The following is a 14838-nucleotide window of genomic DNA, read 5'->3' on the forward strand; positions in this document are numbered from 1 at the left end:
ACCCGCCAGGCCCACCATGCGCCCTACCCCACCCGACACCGCACCCAAGCTGGAGCGGTATTTCACCTACCGGCTCAACACGCTGAGCAAGCTCAACGACCTGGCCAGCCACAGCCTCTACCTCACGCAGGGTGGGCTCACGCTGTCGGAATCGCGGGCGCTGGCGTCCATTGGCTCGTTCCCCCAGATCACCGTGAACCAGCTGGCCTTTGAGGCCAACCTGGACAAAGGCCAGGCCAGCCGGGCGGCCCAATCTCTGGTGGACAAAGGGCTGGTCATCAAGACCCACAACCTGGTGGACGGGCGCAGCGTCATTCTGGCGCTCACGGCCAAAGGCAAACCGGTGTGGCGCAAGCTGATGGCACTGATGGAACAGCGCAACCAGGCGCTGATGCGTTGCCTCACGCCCGAAGAGCAGACGCAACTCATCGGCCTGTTTGAACGCATGTTGGCGCAGGCCAAAGCCGAGCACACGGGCCAGGGCGACACCGAAGCACCCTGACCCGGGCAACAGCTGGGCCTGAACGCGCATAGCCGCCGCTCCCACGGGGTTGGGCCCACAAGCGGACAATGTGGGCATGTTTTCATCTTCAGCCCCCTCTTCCTCAGCCAGCCCACCCGACGCCATCGTGCGCGTGCGCGGCGTCAGCAAAACCTACGCCGGTGGTTTTCAGGCGCTCAAACAGGTCCACCTGGACATCCACCGCGGCGAAATCTTTGCCCTGCTCGGCCCCAACGGCGCCGGAAAAACCACGCTCATCAGCGTCATCTGCGGCATGACCAACGCCACCCAGGGCACGGTGCAGGCCGACGGCTTTGACACCGTGCGCGACTACCGCGCCGCGCGCAGCATCATCGGCCTGGTGCCGCAAGAGCTGCACACCGATTCGTTTGAAACCGTGTGGGCCACGGTGAACTTCAGCCGGGGCCTGTTTGGCAAACCACCCAACCCGGCCTACATCGAGAAGATTCTGAAAGACCTGTCGCTCTGGGACAAGAAAGACAGCAAGATTCTGGCGCTCTCGGGCGGCATGAAGCGCCGCGTGCTGATTGCCAAGGCGCTGTCGCACGAGCCCAAAATCTTGTTTCTGGACGAGCCCAGCGCGGGCGTGGACGTGGAGCTGCGGCACGATATGTGGCGCATGGTGCGCGCGCTGCGCGAAGCGGGCACCACCATCATTCTGACCACGCACTACATTGAAGAAGCCGAAGACATGGCCGACCGCATTGGCGTGATTCGCCAGGGTGAACTCATCGTGGTGGAAGAAAAAACCACGCTCATGCGCCAACTGGGCCAGAAGCAGCTGGCGCTCACCCTGCAGCAACCCCTGGCCGCCGTGCCCGCCGCGCTGGCGCACTGGCCACTGAGCCTGAGCGCAGACGGCCTGACGCTCACCTACAGCTTTGACGTGCAAAAAGACGACACCGGCATTGCCGAACTGCTGGCTGCGCTGGGCGCAACGGGCATCCACTTCAAGGACCTGCGCTCCAGCGAGAGCTCGCTGGAGGAAATCTTCGTCGGCCTGGTCAACGCGCCACAAACCGCTTCTGTTTCACCCAAGGTGGCCGCATGAGTTTCAACATCCACGGCGTGCGCGCCATTTACCGCTTCGAGATGAACCGCGCCCTGCGCACCTGGGCGCAAAGCATCATCGCGCCGGTGCTCACCACCTCGCTGTACTTCATTGTGTTCGGCTCGGCCATTGGCTCGCGCATGGGCGACATCGGCGGCGTGAGCTACGGCGCCTACATCATCCCCGGCCTGCTCATGCTCTCGCTGCTGTCCGAGAGCATTTCCAACGCCGCCTTCGGCATCTACATGCCCAAGTGGTCGGGCACCATTTACGAGCTGCTGAGTGCGCCGGTGAACTGGGTCGAGGTGCTGCTGGGCTATGTGGGCGCGGCCGCCACCAAGAGCCTGCTGCTGGGCACGCTGATATTGCTGACCGCGCGCGTGTTCGTGCCCTACACCGTGGCGCACCCGGTGTGGCTGGTGCTGCTGCTGGTGCTCACCGCCATCACCTTCTGCCTGTTCGGTTTCATCATCGGCCTGTGGGCCGACAACTTCCAGAAACTGCAGATCGTGCCGCTGCTGGTGATCACGCCGCTGACCTTTCTGGGTGGCGCGTTCTACAGCATCAACATGCTGCCACCGGTGTGGCAGACCGTGTCGCTGTTCAATCCGGTGGTCTACCTCATCAGCGGCCTGCGCTGGGCGTTTTACGGCCAGGCCGACGTGCACATTGCAGTGAGCACCGGCATGACGCTGGGCTTCATGCTCGGCTGCCTGGGCGTGGTGTGGTGGGTGTTCAAGACGGGCTGGCGCATTCGGCGCTGACGCTGCAACCACCCGGGCTCCGCCAACGATCCGCCAGCACCCGCCGGCCCACCCCAAGACTGCTCGATGCCACTGTTTGAACGTCTCACCACGACCATTCCCGGCCAGTGGGAAAAGGTGATCGCCACCGCCCTGCTGGTGGGCATGGGGCTGCTGGCCTCGCACCTGTGGGCACGCTATTTGTCGCGGGGCGAAATATCGGCCGAAAAGCGCCGCATCCACCTGGTCTGGGCACGCAACGTCATCTGGTTTGTGGTGTTGCTGATCATGGTGTCGGTGTGGGCGTCCACCCTGGCGGGCTTCGCGCTGTCGCTCGCGGCGGTGGCCGGCGCCATGCTGGTCGTGAGCAAAGAACTCGTGATGTGCGTGCACGGCTACCTGTATGTCACGCTGGTGCAGCCCTTCAAGATCGGCGACGTGATCGAATTCAACCAGCTCCACGGCCGCGTGGTGGACATCGACATGTTCGCCACCACACTGGTTGAGCTCGACAGAGCCGGCCAGCGCACCGGCAAGATGGTCGAGTTTCCCAACGGGCTGCTGCTCACCCACCCGCTCAAGAATGCCTCGCCCAACGGTGTCTTTGCGCTGCACGCCATCTGCATTCCCGTTCCCCTGAGCATGGCGCAAGACCTGGAACGCATCGAAGCCGCCGCCATGGCCGCAGCCGACCGCACCACCAGCCCGTGGCGCGAAGACGCCATGGACCACTTTCGCAAAGCCGCCGAAGAAAACTTCATCGCCCTGCCCTCGGGCAAAACCAAAGTGTCCTGGGACTTTTCAGACCCCGAACACCTGGTGCTGGTGATTCGGGTGGCCAGCCCCATCACCGAGCGGCCCAAGGTGGAACAAGCGGTGTTTCGCGACACCTGGCACGCGATTCACCAACCCAGCCCGTCGGCTGTACCCAGCGCACAACCCCAGCCCTGAACGACGGCCAGGCTTTCGCTCAGGGTGCCATCGGCACAGCGTCGTGGGCCTGCTGACGGGCTTGTTGACGAACAGGACGCACACCATGAACCCCAACCCCCTGCTCTACACCTACCGCCGCTGCCCCTACGCCATGCGCGCCCGCATGGCGCTGCTGCAAGCGGGCGTGGCGTTTGACGCGTTCGAGATCGTGCTGCGCGACAAACCCGCCCCCATGCTCGCCATTTCGCCCAAGGGCACCGTGCCCGTGCTGCAATTGCCCAACGGGCAGGTGCTGGAACAGAGCCTGGACATCGTGCGCTGGGCCTTCCTGGCAACCGGCGACGCCGAAGGCTGGTGGGCACGCGCGCAAACCGATGACAACCAGGCACTGATCGCGGCCTGCGACGGCCCCTTCAAACACCACCTGGACCGCACCAAATACCCCGAGCGCTTTGGCGAAAGCGCTGAACACACGGCGTTTCACCGCGAGCAAGCGGTGGCGGTGCTGCTGAACCCGCTGCAAGCCCGGCTGCAACACAACGGCCAACTGGGCGGCCACAACCCGTGCGCAGCGGACATCGCCATTTTTCCGTTTGTGCGGCAGTTCGCGGCGGTGGATGCGGCGTGGTTTGGCGGGCTGCCGTTGCCGGCATTGCAGGCCTGGCTGGCGGGGTGGATGGGGAATGCTTTGTTTGAGCGGGCTATGGTGAAGCTGAGGGCTGGGGAAACGGGGTTGTTTCTAGGGGTGCGGTGATGGAGTGGCTGCGAAAGTCACAGCGACGCCTACACAGGCACCCGGTATACGGATTCAACCACCCTGGGTAGCACTGGCCCACCGACGAATCGACGCTTTCAGCTTCTTTCTCGAAGCCTCATCCAGCGGCATATCCGGTACCAACGCCAACACCTGTTCCACCGTTACATGCCGGTACGCGAGCAGCGCGATGCAAAACGCCCTGTCTTTTTCGCGCCCAGCCACAGCCTTGGACATGAACAGGTCCACCACATCCAGGCAGTACCCCACCCGGCCATGGGTTCTCTCGCTCTGCACGCGGTGGACACGATCCATCCAGCCCGCAGGCAACACAGCCGTCTCAGGACCGACGCCTTGGGCGTAGTAGCCGTAGGTGTCGTGAAAGTGTGACCCTTCACCCAGAGCACCGTCGATCTTTTCGGCCAGCTCGGGTGTGTGCAGCGGATAGATGTCCGCTTCGGCTGACATCGTGAACACGTCTTGCGGGTGGGGCACCGGGCCCAGGATGGACTGGCTGCCGACGATGACGAATTCGTACTGGTCCGTGACGTCGGCGCTGGCGCGGATGATGTGCTCCAGCTCTTCGCGGGTCATGGCGCGGCCTTGTTCATGGCGTCTCCCAGCAACACGCCTTGGCGCAGTTCACGCACCTGGGCCAGGATGTTCTGGCGCGCATCTTCGGGGAGCACAGTGGTCAGCGGCGACGCTTGGCGCAGCGCCTGCGCGCGGCGGGTGCGACCCAGGGCTTTGCGCCATTGGCCTTGGGCAAGGATGGTTTGCCATTCTTTCCACAAACCGCTGGAACGCGACGGGCCGGACTGTAACCAGCGCTCCAGCGTGGCTTGCGCCTGTTGCAGCAGTGCGGGGTCGGCGCGCACACGGCGCACGGCTTCTTCGTGCAGCGCGAGGCTTTGCAGGTCTTGTATCTGGTGGCGGGTTTCGTCGACCGAGACCAGCACCTGAACGACAGGCTTGGCGCGGCGAGACCGCGCAGCGGCGATGTCGGGCAGCGGGGGTTGCAGGGTATCGCCGGCCAGCAAGGCCAGTTCGCCACCGACGCCGAGAAGGGACATGACCCGCAGGTAGGTGCCAATGGAGGGGCCGGGGTCACCGGCTTCGACGGCACTGAGCGTGGTGCGCGATATGCCGACACGCTGCGCCATGGCGACCGTGCCCAGGCCCTGCGCTTTGCGCAGGCGCTTAAGGCGGTCACCCAGTTGCAACAGCAGTTGCCGTTCCAGAACAGCGGAATGGTCAGTGGCATTCATTTGTCCAGAATTTTATGCATTTTTTATAAATTTGCTTAACTTTTTGGACAAAAATTTGATGGATTTTCATGTACCAGCACCAGTAGGTGCGCAGCCTTAAGCCACCAGGGGCGGGGCGGGCCATCGGCTTATTCCCTGCATTTCATGCGGTGAATAAGCCCCGCATTCACCGCTGCGCACGTGCTGCAGGGCAGCCACCGCCGCAGCGCCAACACTCACGCCACCAACACCGCCCGAAAGTCGTTCACATTGGTGTGTGTGGGGCCGGTGACCACCAGGTCGCCCAGGGGCTCGAAGTAGCCATACGCGTCGTTGCGGGCCAGGTGGTCGCTGATGTTCAGGCCCAGCGCGCCAGCGCGGGCCAGGGTGTAGGGGGTGACGATGGCGCCGGCGTTGTCTTCCACGCCGTCGATGCCGTCGGTGTCGGCGGCGAGCGCCCACACACCGGGCTGACCGGCCAGGGCTTGGGCCAGGCCCAGGCAGAATTCGCCGGCCCGTCCGCCCCGGCCTCTGGCTTGGCCTTCGGTGCGCGGGCGCACCGTCACCGTGGTCTCGCCGCCGCTCAAAATGACGCAGGGCTTGGCGAAGCTGCTGCGGCCCAGGGCGGTGGAGCGGGCCAGCGCGGCGTGCACCTTGCCCACTTCGCGCGATTCGCCTTCGATCTCGTCGCTGAGCACGTAGGCGCGCAGGCCCAGGGCGCGCGCAGCCTCGGCGGCGGCGTCCAGGCTTTGCTGGGGCGTGGCGATCAAATGCGTTTCGCAGCGCGCCAGTCGCGGGTCGCCGGGTTTGGGGGTTTCCAGGGCACCGCTTTCCAGCTGGGCGCGCACGGCGGGCGGCAGGTCGATGCCGTGGCGGCGCAAGATGTCGAGCGCGTCGGCGCAGGTGGACGCGTCGGCCACGGTGGGGCCGCTGGCGATGGTGCTCACGTCGTCGCCAGGCACGTCGCTGATGGTGAGCGTGACCACGCGGGCGGGTGCGCAGGCGGCAGCCAGGCGCCCGCCTTTGATGGCCGAGAGGTGTTTGCGCACGGTGTTCATGTCGCCAATGGGGGCGCCGCTGTCCAGCAGCTGGCGGTTGATGCGCTGTTTGTCTTCCAGCGTGAGGCCGTCGCAGGGCAGCGTGAGCAACGACGAGCCGCCGCCCGAGATGAGGCACAGCACCAGGTCGTCGGGCGTCAGCCCTTCGGTGAGTTGCAAGATGCGCTGCGCGGCGGCCAGGCCAGCGGCGTCGGGCACGGGGTGGGCGGCTTCCACCACCTCGATGCGCTGGGGCAGGCCGTCGGGGCGCGGCGGGGTGTGGTGGTAGCGGGTGACGACCAGGCCCGAGAGCGGCGCGTCGGCTGGCCACAGCGCCTCCACCGCCTGCGCCATGGCGCCACCGGCTTTGCCGGCGCCCAGCACCAAGGTGCGGCCTTTGGGAGGCTGAGGCAGAAAAGCGGCGGTGTTGTGCAGCGGCAGGGCGCGCTGCACCGCCGCGTCAAACAGGTGGCGCAACAGGGCGCGGGGGTTGGTGAGGTGGGGCGCGGGGGTGTTGGGCATGGTGGCAGTCTAGCGAAGGGGTTGGGCTGTGGGATGACGGGCGCCAACTCGGCTGCGCATCTGGCCCTTGCCATGTCTGGCATCTGGCCCCTTCCCCCTCTGGGGGAAGGTTGGGATGGGGGCTCTGCGCGGGCAGATGTTGTGCATCGGGTTGCAGTTTTGGCGCACGCCGCCCCCACCCCTGCCCTCCCCCAGAGAGGGAGGGAGTGAAGACACTTCAGGCTGCGGGGGTGGGGGCGATCTGGTGATTCGCCATCAATTCCAGGGAACGGCACAAGGCCGAATGGTCCAGACCGGCCATGCCGTGGGCGGCGCAGCTTTGCATCAGTTGCGCCGCGCTGGCGGTGTTGGGCAGGCTCACGCCCAGTTCCTTCGCCCCTTGCAGGGCCAGGTTCAGGTCTTTCTGGTGCAGTTCGATGCGAAAGCCCGGGTTGAAGGTGCGCTGAACCATGCGCTCGCCGTGCACTTCCAGAATGCGGCTGGCGGCAAAACCGCCCATGAGCGCCTGGCGCACCTTGGCCGGGTCGGCGCCGGCCTTGCTGGCAAACAGCAGGGCTTCGGCCACGGCTTCGATGTTGAGCGCCACGATGATCTGGTTGGCCACCTTGGTGGTCTGGCCGTCGCCGTTGCCGCCCACCCGGGTGATGTTTTTGCCCATGGCTTCAAACAGCGGCTTCACGCGCTCGAACGCCGCCTCTGGCCCGCCGACCATGATGGTGAGGCTGCCCGCTTTGGCGCCCACCTCGCCGCCGCTGACCGGCGCGTCCAGATAGTCGCAGCCCAGCGCGTTGATTTTTTGCGCGAACTGCTTGGTCGCCATGGGGCTGATGGAGCTCATGTCCACCACCACTTTGCCTGCAGACAAGCCCATGGCCACACCCGTGTCGCCAAACAGCACGTCTTGCACATGCGGCGTGTCGGGCACCATGGTGATGACGATGTCGGCCCGTTTGGCCACTTCGGTCGCGTTGGTGCAGAGGGTGGCACCGTGTTCGGCCAACACGGCGGGCACTTTGCTGCGGCTGCTCACATAGAGCTGGTGCCCTGCGTTGAGGAGGTTCAGCGCCATGGGTGTGCCCATGATGCCCAGGCCGATGAAGCCCACTTTGAGTCCGCTTTTGGTCATGTCTTGTCTCCGTTGTGGTGTGTTTACAGCGTCTGGCCATGCGCGGCGATCCACGCCAGGCCCCGGTCGGTGCCGCCAGGTGTGGCGTCTTTCGGCTTGTATTCGCAGCCGATCCAGCCGGTGTAGCCCAGCGCATCGATGTGCTTGAACAGGTTCTGGTGGTGGATCTCGCCGGTGCCGGGTTCGTGGCGGCCGGGTGTGTCGGCCAGCTGCATGTGCGCAATGCGCGGCAGCAGGTCGCGGATGGTGTTGCACAGCTCGCCTTCCATGCGCTGCGCATGGTAGATGTCGTACTGCAAAAACACGTTGTCAGCGCCCACCTCGTCCATCAGCGCAATCGCCTGGCGCGGGCGGTTGACGAAATAGCCCGGCATGTCGAAGGTGTTGATCGGCTCAATCAGCAGCGGCAGGCCGAGCTTCTTCGCCTCGGCGGCAGCAAAGCGCACATTGCCCACCCAGGTGGCGCGGGCCTGCGCTTCGCTCACACCGGCAGTCACCAGCCCGGCCATGCAGTGCCAGCGCTGCACGCCGATGATGGGCGCGTAGGCGGCGGCTTGCGCCACCCCGGCGCGGAACGCGTCTTCACGCCCCGGGATACAGGCCAGCCCGCGTTCGCCCGCAGCCCAGTCGCCGGGCGGCAGGTTGTGCAACACCAGTTCCAGCCGGTGTTGTTTCAGCAACTGGGCGATGGTCTCGGCAGGAAAGTCGTAGGGGAACAGGAATTCCACGGCCTTGAAACCGGCCTTCGCGGCGGCTTCGAAACGGTCAAGGAAGGGCAGCTCGTTCCAGAGCATGGAAAGGTTGGCGGCAAATTTCGGCATGGTGTACTCCTGGGTGTCATTCCAACAATCCGGCGGCGATCAGGCCTTCGTGGCCCTCGGGGTGCAGGCATTCAATGTCTTCAAATTCGTTGATGGCGTTGATCTCGGTGCCCATGGCGATGTTGGTCACTTTCTCCAAAATCACCTCCACCACCACCGGCACACTGTACTGGCGCGCCATGGTCTGCGCCTCGCGCAAGGCGGCCTGGATTTTTGATGGATCGGTCACGCGCAGCGCCTTGCAGCCCAGTCCCTCCACCACGGCCTGGTGGTCCACGCCGTAGCCCTTGAGCGCGGGGTCGTCCACGTTCTGGTTGTCAAACGCGAGTTGCACGCAGTAGTCCATCTCAAACCCGCGTTGGCTCTGGCGGATCAGGCCCAGGTAGCTGTTGTTCACCAGCACCTGCACATACGGAATGCGAAACTGCGCGCCCACCGCCAGTTCTTCCACCAGGAACTGAAAGTCGTAGTCGCCCGAGAGGCCGACCACGGTTTTGGTGGGGTCGGCCGCGGCCACGCCCAGGGCGGCGGGAATGGTCCAGCCCAGCGGGCCAGCCTGGCCGCAGTTGATCCACTGGCGTGGGCCGTACACATGCAGAAACTGCGCGCCCGCGATCTGGCTCAGACCGATGGTGGACACGTACACCGTGTCGCGGCCAAAGGCGGCGTTCATTTCTTCGTACACGCGCTGCGGTTTGATCGGCACGTTGTCGAAATGCGTCTTGCGCTGCATGAGCTTCTTGCGCTCGGCGCAACGTTCGGCCCAGGTGCGGTAGTCCTTCAACCGCCCCGCCGCCTGGCGCTCGCGGGCCACCTGCACGAACAACTCCAGCGCGATCTTCGCGTCGGACACGATACCCAAATCCGGGTTGAACACGCGGCCGATCTGGGTGGGTTCGATGTCCACGTGCACGAAGCTGCGGCCCTGGGTGTAGACCTCGACCGAGCCGGTGTGGCGGTTGGCCCAGCGGTTGCCAATGCCCAACACGAAGTCGCTCGCCAGCATCGTGGCGTTGCCGTAGCGGTGGCTGGTTTGCAGGCCACACATGCCGGCCATGAGCGGGTGGTCGTCGGGGATCGCGCCCCAGGCCATGAGCGTGGGAATGACCGGCACGCCGGTGAGTTCGGCCAGCTCCACCAGCAGGTCGGACGCATCGGCGTTGATGATGCCGCCACCGGCCACGATCAGCGGTTTGCTGGACGCGGCCAGCATGTCCAGCGCCTTTTCAATCTGCTTGCGCGTGGCGGCGGGCTTGTACACCGGCAGCGGTTCGTAGGTGTCAATGTCGAACTCGATCTCGGCCATTTGCACGTCGATCGGCAGGTCGATCAGCACCGGGCCGGGGCGGCCCGAGCGCATGAGGTGGAACGCTTGCTGGAACACGCGCGGTACCAGCGCGGGCTCGCGCACGGTCACGCTCCACTTGGTGACCGGCTTGCTGATGGCCTCAATGTCCACCGCCTGAAAGTCTTCTTTGTACAGCCGGGCGCGCGGCGCCTGTCCGGTGATGCAGAGAATCGGTATCGAATCGGCGCAGGCCGAATACAGGCCGGTGATCATGTCGGTGCCGGCCGGGCCGCTGGTACCGATGCACACACCGATGTTGCCGGCCCGCGCCCGGGTGTAGCCCTCGGCCATGTGCGAAGCACCTTCCACATGCCGCGCCAGCACATGGGCAATGGTCTGGCGTTCGCGCAACTGGGCATAGAGCGGGTTGATGGCGGCGCCGGGCACGCCAAAGGCCTGGGTGATGCCTTCTTTTTCCATCACGAGCACGGCGGCCATGGCGGCTTTCATCTTGGGCATGGGTGGGTTCCTGGTTGGGTTGCGGTGGCAAGGGGCTGTCTCTGGGTACCGATGCTAGGCAAGCCCCGCGGGTTTGAGAATGCCACCCCGGGTACGCCGATTCGGTACTTGGGGTATGCAATGGCGCGGCTTGGCTTACCATGCGCCCATGGACCGATTCAAGGAAATTGAAGCCTTTGTGCAGGTGATGGAACACGGCAGCCTGGCCGCCGCCGCGCTGCACGCGGGCATCACCCCGGTGATGATGGGCCGGCGCATCGAGGCGCTGGAAAAGCGCCTGGGCACGCGGCTGATCCACCGCTCCACCCGCCGCCTGGTGCTGACCGAACAGGGCGCCAGTTTTCTGGACGAATGCCGGGTGCTGCTGGCGCAATGGGCCGCGGCCGAGGCCACGGTGTCGGCCCAGCGGCACAGCGCCAGCGGCCACCTGGTGGTGTCGGCCCCGGCCGCGTTTGGCCGCCTGCATGTGGCGCCGCACGCCGCCGCGTTCTTACAAGCCCACCCGGCGGTGAAGCTGTCGTTCAACCTGACCGACCGCGTGGTGGACCTGGTGCGCGACGGCTACGACCTGGGCCTGCGCATTGGCGGTGTGGTGGACCCGAACTTTGTGGCCATCAAGCTCGCCACCAACCAGCGCGTGGTGTGTGGCACGCCGGCTTACTTTCGGCAACACGGCCAACCCCAGACGCTGGACGACCTGCAACACCACAACTGCCTGGCCTTCAACCTGCAAGGCGGGCAGCAGCGCGGCTGGTATTTTCAGCAAGACGGCAAGCCCGTGAGCGTGCGCGTGGAAGGCAACCTGGACTGCAACGACGGCGAGCTGCTGCACCGCTGGGTGAGCGACGGCCTGGGCCTGGGCTGGCGCAGCACCTGGGAGATTCAGGCGCAGCTGCAGCGCGGTGAACTGGTGACGGTGCTCGACGCCTACGCCCTGCCCGCCTACGACATTTTGGCCGTCTACCCGCAGCAACGGCACCTGCCGGCCAAGGTGCGGTTTTTTATTCAGCACCTGAAGCAGGTGTATGCACAACCGGGCTATTGGTTGGGGTGAGGGTTCTTCGAGCGTCCACCGAACCATTCAGCCAGGCGGTCGCTCACAGTCGCTCAGACCGGCGCCCAGAACACGCTGAACCAGCCGCGCGCATCGGTCCAGTGCGTGGACACCCCAAAGCCCGCTTCGCGCAGCAGCGCATCAAAGTCGGCGGGCTGCCATTTGTAGGAATTTTCGGTGTGCACCTGCTCGCCGTCGGCAAAGCGGCGCTCGCCTCCGGGCCAGCGCACGGCTTGCGCGCCTTCGGACCGCAGGTGCATCTCAATGCGCGAATCGGCCTCGTTGAAAAACGCCACATGGCGCCAGCGGGCGGGCGCAAAGTCGGTGCCCAGCAAGGCGTTGGTGTGCAGCAGCAGGTTGCGGTTGAAGGCGGCGGTCACGCCCAGCGGGTCGTCGTAAGCGGGTTCCACAACGGCCTTGGGTTTCACGCGGTCCACGCCAATGAGCAGACCACCGCCGGGCCCACCGCCCGCACACGCGGCACGCGCCTGGCGCAACAAGGCCAGCGCCTCGGTGGGGTTGAAGTTGCCAATGCTGGAGCCGGGATAAAACACGCAGCGCGGCGCGCCGGCAGCACCCTGCCTGGCCAGCCAGTCGGTGGCCGCAGCCGGCAGGGCCAGCTGGGCAGAAAAGTCCAGCCCCAGGCCCAGCATGGGCAGGCTGGGGTGGCGCTGCTGCAGCGGGCCCATGGCGTCGCGCAGGTAGTCCACCGAAATGTCCACCGCCACATAAGCCGCCGGGCGCAGCACCGGAAACAGCCCGGCCGCTTTGGCGCAGCTGCCCGCACCCAGGTCCACCAGCACCGCCCCCGGTGGCACCTGCTGCGCCATGGCCGTGGCGTGCGCGCGGAAGATGGCCGCTTCGGTGCGGGTGGGGTAGTACTCGGCCAGCTCGGTGATGGCGTCGAACAGGCGCGAGCCCAGCGCGTCGTAAAAAAACTTGGGCGCCACATGCGCCGGCTGCGCCTGCAAACCGGCGGCCAGTTCGGCGCGCACGGCGGCGTGGTCGGTCTGGTGCAGCTGAACGAAATGGGGAGCGGCGGTGGGGTGGTGCATGGGGCGGTGCTTGCGTTAGAAGTGACCAGACGTGGCGCATGCAGGTGCGGCGCAATCAGCGCTTTATAAACCAGCGGGCCGGGCAGCTTGCGGGCCGTTCCCACAGAAACAGGCGGGCGCACGTGCCAAGCCCCCGCAAAACCGAAACGGTATCTGGGCGCGGTTTAATACGGGTTCCCCATCCCTTTTTATCGGATACCCATGCAAGCCACCTTCTCCCGCACCAAACGCGCACTCTTGACCTGCGCCGTGCTCGCCGCCAGCACCGCCTTCACCGGCCTGGCCCAGGCGCAAAACGTGTTTCGCGTCACCACCATCCCCGAAGAAGCCGCCACCGAGCAGGTGCGCAAATTCACCCCGCTGGCCAACTACCTGGAAAAAGCGCTGGGCGTGAAAGTGGAATTCACCCCGGTGAGCGACTACCCGGCCGCCGTGGAAACGCTGGTGAACAAAAAGGTGGACCTGGTGTGGTTCGGCGGCTTCACCTTTGTGCAGGCCAACCTGCGCTCGGGCGGCAAGGTGGTGCCGCTGGCGCAGCGCGAAGAAGACACGAAATTCCAGTCGGTGTTCATTGCCAAGACCGATTCGGGCATCAAAAGCCTGGCCGACATGAAGGGCAAGCAGATCAGCTTTGGCTCACAAAGCAGCACCTCGGGCCACCTCATGCCGCGCAGCTTCTTGCTGCAGGCCAACATCAACCCCGAAAAAGATTTCCGCCGCATCGCCTACAGCGGCGCGCACGACGCGACCATCGCCTCGGTGGTGAGCGGCAAGGTGGACGCGGCCGCGCTGGACATCACGGTGTGGAAGAAGTTTGTGAACGAAAACAAGGTGGACACCCAGGCCGTGAACGTGTTCTTCACCACGCCGGGTTACTTCAACTACAACTGGTCGGTGCACGCCGACATGCCGGCTGCGATGCAGGCCAAGGTGAAGGCCGCCCTGCTGGCGCTGGACCCGGCCAACCCCGAGCACGCCGAAATTCTGCGCCTCAACCGCGCCACGCGCTACATCGCCACCACGCCCGAGAACTACAAGGGCCTGGAAGCCGCTGCCCGCAGCGCCGGGCTGCTCTGATGTGATCTGAAAGCGAAGCCCCGTTTTGAAGACCGAACTGCTGGGCGTCAGTGCGCGCCACCCGGCCGCGCGGGCGGGTGCAGCGCCCGCGCTGAAAGGGCTGAGCCTGCAACTCGCGGCGGGCGAACAGGTGGCCATCATCGGCCCCTCTGGTGCCGGCAAGACCACCTTGCTGCAGGTGCTGGCCTGCGCCATGCCGCCCACCGCGGGCACGCTGACGCTGGGCGGCACCAACCCCTGGCAACTGCCGCGCAGCGCTTTGCAGCGTCTGCGCGGTGGGCTGTTTCTGGCACCCCAGGTGCCGCCGCTGCCGCCGCGCCAGCGCGTGGTCACCGCCGTGCTGGCCGGGCGCTTGCCGGCCATGGGTTTGCTGGCCAGCTTGCGCTCGCTGTTTTACCCGGCCGACATTCCCGCCGCGTTTGACGCGCTGGACCGGTTTGACCTGGCCGACAAGCTCTTTGAGCGGGTGGACCGCCTGTCGGGCGGCGAACGCCAGCGCGTGGGCCTGGCGCGTGCGCTGCTGGCCCCGGCCCGGCTTTGGCTGATCGACGAACCTTTGTCCGCCCTGGACCCGACCCGCTCGCAACAAGCCATGGCCACCTTGCTGGCGGGTGCCCGCGAACGCGGCACCACCCTGGTGGCCACGCTGCACCAGGTGGACGTGGCGCTGGCGCATTTCCCGCGCATCATTGGCCTGCGCGACGGCGCGCTGGCCTTTGACCTGCCAGCGGCCGAAGTCACCCGCGAACGGCTGGCCCGGCTGTACGACCAGTTTGAGCACGAGCTGCGCGGCGACGTGCCGGTGGCACCGCTGGACACACCCGCCCCCGGCCCGCAACCGGTGGTGATGCATTGCCGATGAGCACACCACAACCTGCTGATGGCTGGCGACAAAGCGAAAGGCTGGGCTGCGCTTGGCCAAAGCGGGAGCGCCCCCACCCCAACCCTCCCCCAGCGGGGGAGGGAGCAAGAAAAGCCACACACGCAGGGCAGCGCCGCAGCGATGTCCGGCCCCGTCCCCCGCTGGGGACGGATGGCATGGGGAAACTCTGGCCCCTTCCCCCTCTGGGGGAAGGTTGGGATGGGGG

At 65.8% G+C, this 14838-nt stretch carries 15 protein-coding genes; 8 read left to right on the top strand and 7 right to left on the bottom strand.

From position 1 onward, the window contains the following. The first annotated feature begins 16 nt into the window (after positions 1 to 16). From Q7J58_RS12995 to Q7J58_RS13015, 5 genes are all read left to right on the top strand, one after another. A complete protein-coding gene (locus Q7J58_RS12995; protein WP_304828589.1) occupies positions 17 to 502 on the top strand; it encodes a MarR family transcriptional regulator in 486 nt (161 codons plus the stop codon). A gap of 76 nt (positions 503 to 578) precedes the next feature. After that, positions 579 to 1574 carry an ABC transporter ATP-binding protein gene (locus Q7J58_RS13000; protein ID WP_304828592.1) on the top strand — a complete coding sequence of 332 codons (996 nt, stop codon included), beginning with the start codon at positions 579 to 581 and terminating at the stop codon, positions 1572 to 1574. Continuing rightward, positions 1571 to 2338 carry an ABC transporter permease gene (locus Q7J58_RS13005; RefSeq protein WP_304828595.1) on the top strand — a complete coding sequence of 256 codons (768 nt, stop codon included), beginning with the start codon at positions 1571 to 1573 and terminating at the stop codon, positions 2336 to 2338. The genes Q7J58_RS13000 and Q7J58_RS13005 overlap by 4 nt, the downstream gene beginning before the upstream one ends. Before the next feature lie 66 nt (positions 2339 to 2404). Beyond that, positions 2405 to 3268 carry a mechanosensitive ion channel family protein gene (locus Q7J58_RS13010; protein ID WP_304828597.1) on the top strand — a complete coding sequence of 288 codons (864 nt, stop codon included), beginning with the start codon at positions 2405 to 2407 and terminating at the stop codon, positions 3266 to 3268. Between the two features lie 85 nt (positions 3269 to 3353). Then, a complete protein-coding gene (locus Q7J58_RS13015) occupies positions 3354 to 4004 on the top strand; it encodes a glutathione S-transferase (RefSeq protein WP_304828599.1) in 651 nt (216 codons plus the stop codon). Positions 4005 to 4058: 54 nt separating this feature from the next. Here Q7J58_RS13015 and Q7J58_RS13020 read toward each other — a convergent pair whose 3' ends face one another. From Q7J58_RS13020 to gcl, 6 genes are all read right to left on the bottom strand, one after another. Beyond that, complete coding sequence (locus Q7J58_RS13020; RefSeq protein ID WP_304828601.1) at positions 4059 to 4598, bottom strand: DUF6036 family nucleotidyltransferase; 540 nt, start codon at positions 4596 to 4598, stop codon at positions 4059 to 4061. Then, positions 4595 to 5272, bottom strand: coding sequence for a helix-turn-helix transcriptional regulator (locus tag Q7J58_RS13025; protein WP_304828604.1), 678 nt, complete (start codon positions 5270 to 5272; stop codon positions 4595 to 4597). Before Q7J58_RS13025 ends, Q7J58_RS13020 begins: the two co-directional genes overlap by 4 nt. A gap of 215 nt (positions 5273 to 5487) precedes the next feature. Further along, positions 5488 to 6810 carry a glycerate kinase gene (locus tag Q7J58_RS13030; RefSeq protein ID WP_304828606.1) on the bottom strand — a complete coding sequence of 441 codons (1323 nt, stop codon included), beginning with the start codon at positions 6808 to 6810 and terminating at the stop codon, positions 5488 to 5490. 217 nt (positions 6811 to 7027) lie between these two features. Beyond that, the gene (gene glxR / locus Q7J58_RS13035; protein ID WP_304828609.1) at positions 7028 to 7936 is read right to left on the bottom strand and encodes a 2-hydroxy-3-oxopropionate reductase; all 909 of its coding nucleotides are present in this window, start codon (positions 7934 to 7936) and stop codon (positions 7028 to 7030) included. A 23-nt stretch (positions 7937 to 7959) separates the two neighbouring features. Next, entirely contained in the window at positions 7960 to 8757 is a 798-nt protein-coding gene (gene hyi, locus Q7J58_RS13040) for a hydroxypyruvate isomerase (protein WP_304828612.1), read from the bottom strand. Positions 8758 to 8773: 16 nt separating this feature from the next. Then, complete coding sequence (gcl, locus tag Q7J58_RS13045; RefSeq protein WP_304828615.1) at positions 8774 to 10564, bottom strand: glyoxylate carboligase; 1791 nt, start codon at positions 10562 to 10564, stop codon at positions 8774 to 8776. Between the two features lie 148 nt (positions 10565 to 10712). On the opposite strand from gcl, the gene Q7J58_RS13050 reads away from it, so the two are divergent. After that, on the top strand, positions 10713 to 11618 hold the full coding sequence (locus Q7J58_RS13050; RefSeq protein WP_304828618.1) for a LysR family transcriptional regulator: 906 nt from the start codon (positions 10713 to 10715) through the stop codon (positions 11616 to 11618). Positions 11619 to 11671: 53 nt separating this feature from the next. Here the strand turns inward: Q7J58_RS13050 and egtD are convergent, their stop codons facing one another. Further along, positions 11672 to 12673 carry an L-histidine N(alpha)-methyltransferase gene (gene egtD / locus Q7J58_RS13055; protein ID WP_304828621.1) on the bottom strand — a complete coding sequence of 334 codons (1002 nt, stop codon included), beginning with the start codon at positions 12671 to 12673 and terminating at the stop codon, positions 11672 to 11674. A gap of 201 nt (positions 12674 to 12874) precedes the next feature. On the opposite strand from egtD, the gene Q7J58_RS13060 reads away from it, so the two are divergent. Both Q7J58_RS13060 and Q7J58_RS13065 read left to right on the top strand, forming a co-directional pair. Then, positions 12875 to 13750 carry a putative selenate ABC transporter substrate-binding protein gene (locus Q7J58_RS13060; protein ID WP_304828623.1) on the top strand — a complete coding sequence of 292 codons (876 nt, stop codon included), beginning with the start codon at positions 12875 to 12877 and terminating at the stop codon, positions 13748 to 13750. A gap of 25 nt (positions 13751 to 13775) precedes the next feature. After that, positions 13776 to 14612: an ATP-binding cassette domain-containing protein gene (locus Q7J58_RS13065; protein WP_304828626.1), complete on the top strand. Its 837-nt coding sequence runs from the start codon at positions 13776 to 13778 to the stop codon at positions 14610 to 14612. Positions 14613 to 14838 lie beyond the last annotated feature (226 nt).

It is taken from the genome of Hydrogenophaga sp. (assembly GCF_030656115.1).
GTDB lineage: Bacteria > Pseudomonadota > Gammaproteobacteria > Burkholderiales > Burkholderiaceae_C > Hydrogenophaga.

What these genes read in the sequence shown, in the direction of transcription:
- Q7J58_RS13015 (WP_304828599.1), top strand. Translation starts at nt 3,354, where the DNA reads ATGAACCCCAACCCCCTGCTCTACACCTACCGCCGCTGCCCCTACGCC.
- Q7J58_RS13010 (WP_304828597.1), top strand. Translation starts at nt 2,405, where the DNA reads ATGCCACTGTTTGAACGTCTCACCACGACCATTCCCGGCCAGTGGGAA.
- Q7J58_RS13020 (WP_304828601.1), bottom strand. Translation starts at nt 4,598, where the DNA reads ATGACCCGCGAAGAGCTGGAGCACATCATCCGCGCCAGCGCCGACGTC.
- Q7J58_RS13000 (WP_304828592.1), top strand. Translation starts at nt 579, where the DNA reads ATGTTTTCATCTTCAGCCCCCTCTTCCTCAGCCAGCCCACCCGACGCC.
- Q7J58_RS13030 (WP_304828606.1), bottom strand. Translation starts at nt 6,810, where the DNA reads ATGCCCAACACCCCCGCGCCCCACCTCACCAACCCCCGCGCCCTGTTG.
- hyi (WP_304828612.1), bottom strand. Translation starts at nt 8,757, where the DNA reads ATGCCGAAATTTGCCGCCAACCTTTCCATGCTCTGGAACGAGCTGCCC.
- Q7J58_RS13005 (WP_304828595.1), top strand. Translation starts at nt 1,571, where the DNA reads ATGAGTTTCAACATCCACGGCGTGCGCGCCATTTACCGCTTCGAGATG.
- Q7J58_RS13025 (WP_304828604.1), bottom strand. Translation starts at nt 5,272, where the DNA reads ATGAATGCCACTGACCATTCCGCTGTTCTGGAACGGCAACTGCTGTTG.
- Q7J58_RS12995 (WP_304828589.1), top strand. Translation starts at nt 17, where the DNA reads ATGCGCCCTACCCCACCCGACACCGCACCCAAGCTGGAGCGGTATTTC.
- Q7J58_RS13050 (WP_304828618.1), top strand. Translation starts at nt 10,713, where the DNA reads ATGGACCGATTCAAGGAAATTGAAGCCTTTGTGCAGGTGATGGAACAC.
- gcl (WP_304828615.1), bottom strand. Translation starts at nt 10,564, where the DNA reads ATGCCCAAGATGAAAGCCGCCATGGCCGCCGTGCTCGTGATGGAAAAA.
- egtD (WP_304828621.1), bottom strand. Translation starts at nt 12,673, where the DNA reads ATGCACCACCCCACCGCCGCTCCCCATTTCGTTCAGCTGCACCAGACC.
- Q7J58_RS13060 (WP_304828623.1), top strand. Translation starts at nt 12,875, where the DNA reads ATGCAAGCCACCTTCTCCCGCACCAAACGCGCACTCTTGACCTGCGCC.
- glxR (WP_304828609.1), bottom strand. Translation starts at nt 7,936, where the DNA reads ATGACCAAAAGCGGACTCAAAGTGGGCTTCATCGGCCTGGGCATCATG.